This window comes from Endozoicomonas sp. SESOKO4 (assembly GCF_024606275.1).
Genome location: NZ_JAHHPS010000337.1, coordinates 1 through 1,121 on the forward strand (window position 1 = coordinate 1; position 1,121 = coordinate 1,121).

The following is a 1,121-nucleotide window of genomic DNA, read 5'->3' on the forward strand; positions in this document are numbered from 1 at the left end:
TGATAACGGCCATCGGTCCGTGCTCAGTGTCAAAAATAGCCACGACCCGTTCATTGCGGGCAAACAGGTTAGGGATGTTTTCAACGGTGCCCTGATTTACCGAGAATAAACGACCAGGAACGTGGATCATTTTGCGAAGAGTGCCACCGAAAGGTGTGTGAACACGATGGTAGTCACGGGGAGAAAGGTAGATGGTAGCGAACTTTCCCCCCATGAATTCCTGACCCAGATCACTGTCTCCGCCCAGCAGTTCAATCAGACTGTAGTCGTGCCCTTTGGCCTGAAAAACCCTGCCATTTTCAATATTGCCAAGCTGGCTGACTTCGCCATCAGCAGGACTGACGATCAGACTTTCATCTTCAGGCAGGGGACGCATCCCCTCTTTCAGAGAGCGTGTGAAGAAATCGTTAAAGTGAAGGTAATCTTCAGAATTTTCACGTTCTGCCTCGCTCATATCAACATCATACTGTTTGATGATACGTCGGATCAGTGCGTTCTTGAACCTGGGGCAGGTGCACTCAACAAAGCAGTATACCGCCCTTGAAATAAGGTGGTGAGGCAGGAAATATTGGATAAAGGCAAATAATCGTTCTTTCACAGTCAGGACTCATCCTGTTTTTGAGTGATGTTGGATTGTAATAATGAGAACCGGGTCTCACAAGTCAGCAATGAAATAGACAATGTGTGCACTGCTTGCGATTAAACAGTGCAGTCATCCCTCAGGTTTCGATAGGAGTGTCTGGTAGATTACCCCACTCTGACCAGGAGCCATCGTAAGCTCTGATAGAAAACCCCAGAGACTTACCTACCAGATAGGTAAACCCCGAACGATGATGGCTCTGACAATGGGTAATCACCTTTTTGTCCGGGGTAATGCCGAGCTGTTCAAGAACACCGGCGATGTCGCTGCGAATTCTGAGATTACGGTCATGATCCATGGCCAGTGTCCATTCAAGGTTCACGGCTCCCGGGATGTGGCCTCCTCTTTGGGAGAAACGTTTTTCACCCTGGTATTCATCAGCTGATCGGGCATCCCAGATCACGGTGTTCGGGTCTTCCAGAGAATCCATGATGAACTCTTTGCTGGCTATCACGGAGTTGTCAATCTTCAGATCAACCCG

2 protein-coding genes are annotated in these 1,121 nt (G+C 48.7%); both read right to left on the reverse strand.

The features are described from left to right. Positions 1-598, reverse strand: a 598-nt coding sequence (gene asd / locus KDK16_RS06340) for an archaetidylserine decarboxylase (protein ID WP_257275212.1), incomplete at its 3' end; no start/stop codon positions are given. A 121-nt stretch (positions 599-719) separates the two neighbouring features. After that, positions 720-1,121: rhodanese-like domain-containing protein (locus tag KDK16_RS06345; protein WP_257275213.1), on the reverse strand; the 402-nt coding region annotated here is incomplete at its 5' end.